The 3,236-nt window shown below is 52.6% G+C and carries 3 protein-coding genes; 1 reads left to right on the top strand and 2 read right to left on the bottom strand.

The features are described 5' to 3' along the window. Window positions 1-507: E2 domain-containing protein (locus V7680_RS13200; protein ID WP_335653732.1), on the bottom strand; the 507-nt coding region annotated here is incomplete at its 3' end. Further along, complete coding sequence (locus V7680_RS13195; protein ID WP_335653731.1) at window positions 504-2,096, bottom strand: hypothetical protein; 1,593 nt, start codon at window positions 2,094-2,096, stop codon at window positions 504-506. The genes V7680_RS13195 and V7680_RS13200, both read right to left, overlap by 4 nt. 136 nt (window positions 2,097-2,232) lie before the next feature. Between V7680_RS13195 and V7680_RS13190 the strand changes: the two genes are divergently transcribed. Beyond that, complete coding sequence (locus tag V7680_RS13190; protein ID WP_335653730.1) at window positions 2,233-3,105, top strand: WYL domain-containing protein; 873 nt, start codon at window positions 2,233-2,235, stop codon at window positions 3,103-3,105. The last annotated feature ends 131 nt before the right edge of the window (window positions 3,106-3,236 follow it).

The raw sequence follows: 3,236 nt of genomic DNA, 5'->3' as shown, positions 1-3,236 counted from the left end.
TGTCAGGCGCGGTAATTTCCCTCCAAGCCAGCCCTTTTTGCGAAAAATTGCAGCAAGAATTTCCTGCTTCCATCCGAATTCCGCAGCCACTTCCTCCATTTTGAGCTGAATTTCGGCGGCTGAACCATGACTCATCTGCGCTTCAATCGGCCAGCGGCAAAATTTCTCCGCATATTGTTGATGTTGCAAGTAAGCCTGAAGTCCGTTCCACCAATGCTGGGCTTGGCCGGACGATTGAATGTCCTGTTCAGAATTGAGGTACAGGCAAAATGTCGAACCTGGGTTAATGTGCCGCTCGATGCAGAACGCTGGAAGCCATGTGCCGGGAACAAGTTCCGAGACTCTGATTCCATCTTTGTTTGCATTTACCACCAGATCGTAGGCGCACGTTCCAGGAACTCCACTTCGGCTCGGGGGGCTTACTGTAAACACCAGTTTTGCTGACTTCTGCTCATTGATTTCTGCCCAACTGGGCAAGGTATCTACCAACAGTGCAATCGGTTTCATCTGGGTGTGAAGTGTGCCCTCGGCACACCCGTATCGGCAGGCGAATGTGCGCGGTGATACGCCGGTGCCACTGGAACCGTTGTATCAAGCGAAAGACCAGTAATCACATCATCGTGAGTGAGGTCGCAGGCAGTGCCATTCGCATCGATCAAATCTTCGAGCGCGACCGGGACCAGCTTTTGGGCTTCCGGACCAAGCTGGACCTGATCATCGTCGCAACCGCGCTGCACCTTTTCAGAGGTTGCTGTGGCAATGCTCGAAGCCAAGCGCACGGAACGCTCGCCGCGAATGCCGATTCTCGTGATCGGGGTAGGACCGAACTCGATGCCAATTGTAAGACCAAGATCGCCAATACCGTGTAGCTCGGCTTTGCAGATAGCAAAAGATGATCTAAGGCCGCCAGCGCACACGAGGCTGATGGCTACTGTTTCGTTCGGATCCGTTTCGGTCCGAGATCCTTCAACAACCACCCCGTGAATACAATCACCGATGAAGCGGATCTTTCGCCCACCAAAATCATCTTCCACCACATTTTGTAGTTCCTGCCGAACCACATACAAGGCTTTGACTGCATCGGCGATGCTGCCGGCGGCAATCGCGTTATCGATATAAGCGGTATAGCCCGAGAGGTCCGCAAAGAGGGAAGCGAGTCCCATTCTGATCGAGGAACTGGGCATAAGATCAGCGAACTTGATGTCGTTGAGTGGCGGCTCCTTATAGTGGAACACGAAGTCGGGTATCGTCGGGTCAGGAACGGATTTGGCCGTGATTTCGTCGCGCCATTCTTTAAGGATCACTTGGGGATCACGCAGCACACCGCTCGAAGCTGTAACTTCGTCACGAAGGTCGATAATACCCCTGAAAACGTCCTCGTCGAGCTTGACCAGCGTCTCGAGCGGGCCCACCGCAGGTTGATCCAAAACAGCTCGTGCACGGTCCGACAGGAAAATGCCGGGCTCATCGCCATAAGCGAGCTTCGCGGCATGATTGGCCGAACTCCCGAGGAACATTGGTTCTTGCTCCAGCCCGTTGCCATTGTTAATCGCGACGCACGGACCGATATCAACGCCTATGCGAAACACCGCATCCAGATGGCTGTCAGCCAGTTCCCGGTTAGCCTGATCGGCGACGACGCGGAAATCGCGGATAAAACTCAAGGCCTTCAGTAGGCTGTCGTGACGGCCTTCATCCCCATCCGGATTTAGCACTACTGCGTGCATGCGGCTTCCGTGAAAATCCACTCTTTGAGCATCGGTCTGTTCGATCACGCGGTCACATGCGCTGTAGTAAAGGTGCAAAAAGCGAAGGGCCTTGGCGTGAGAGGCTTCGGTCTCGCGGCCCTCTTCAATCCGGTAATCATCATAGTTCGTGATCGCGATGTAAATCTGTACTGTATCGACGACAACGGCCCTGCCTTTTTGAAGATCAAACAGCGGCGGGGCGACAGACTCATTGGCCGCTTTCAATACCGCCTTGCGCGCCTCGTAAAGAGGCATATATTCGTCCGCGAAACGGCGCACATCAATTTCCGGCGCTTCATCTATCAATTTTCTTATGCGCTGCTGCGCCTGCCCATACTGCCAAGCCATATTCAAAATCCTGTTTTTGGTGCGAGGCAGAAGTGTCGCGTCGCACGACGAATCGAGATATCCTATAAAATAGGACTATCCCTTAAAATGTCAACATGCTAGAAAGGCGTATGTCAAGATTGAGGAAGGAACCGTAGTGTTGGGAGAGCAAAAAGCGAACGTTCGGAAGCGGCAACAGTTCATCGAGTTTCAGCTCGCATGGGAGGGAAAGCTGCAGCGAAAGCAACTCCAAGATCAGTTCGAGATATCGCCGCAGCAGTCTACGGTCGATCTCGGGGAATATAGCGAAGCTTGCCCATCAAACATTGCGTATGATCCGCGGCAAAGAGCTTATGTGCGCGGGACGGCCTTTGCGCCCCAGCTGACTGATGGCGATGTTTCAGAATATCTTGCCCAACTGGAAATGCTTAGCAAAGGCTATCGCGAAGAAAGCGAAATTTGGCCGGTCAACATCCCGGAATTTGATACTGTGGCTGTTCACTCACGGCCGATTGCGCCGGAGACGTTTAAACTCGTCCTTGCGGCAATCCGACAGCGGCAATGTCTCAAGGCTAGATATGTTTCCCTCAGTTCCGGTAGTGAAGGGTTCCGAGCGATCCTTCCTCATGCCTTGGCCAGTGACGGTCACCGTTGGCATGTGCGAGCGTTCGATTTCGACAAACGGCGCTATTCCGATTTTGTGCTTTCCAGACTGGAGGCCAATGGCTTTACAGATACGCCCGGGGACGATCTGCCGCGCGATGTTGATTGGACATCTACAATACAGCTTATCCTCACGACGGACCCAGCGATGCCGGAACCCAGGCGCGAGAGATTGGAATCGGAATATCGGATGCGGAAAGGCGCTCTCAAGATCAAAATCAGGCAGGCAATGTTGTTCTATTATCTGAGATTCTATGGGTTCAATCCGCATGATCTCGAAGACGGAATTATGCGCAATGTGAGTAGTTTTCACCTCAAAGTCGCTAATATGGAGGAGGTCGAAAAATGGCTTGGACGCAGAAACTAGTAAATGTATTTGATCGGCCTGATTGCTCTAAAGTTCTTGCCCAGTTCCAAGGAGATACGGGGCGATCTCAAAGAGTTTCGATTCTCATGGGCAATCCCGCTGTGGGTAAAAACTCCGCTATTGCCAATCAT

Origin of the sequence: Parasphingorhabdus sp. (assembly GCF_036963705.1) — a bacterium.
Lineage (GTDB): Bacteria > Pseudomonadota > Alphaproteobacteria > Sphingomonadales > Sphingomonadaceae > Parasphingorhabdus.
This window is presented reverse-complemented; position numbering and strand designations above follow the sequence as displayed.

Coding starts and splice junctions, on each gene's coding strand:
- V7680_RS13195 (WP_335653731.1), bottom strand. CDS start 2,096: ATGGCTTGGCAGTATGGGCAGGCGCAGCAGCGCATAAGAAAATTGATA.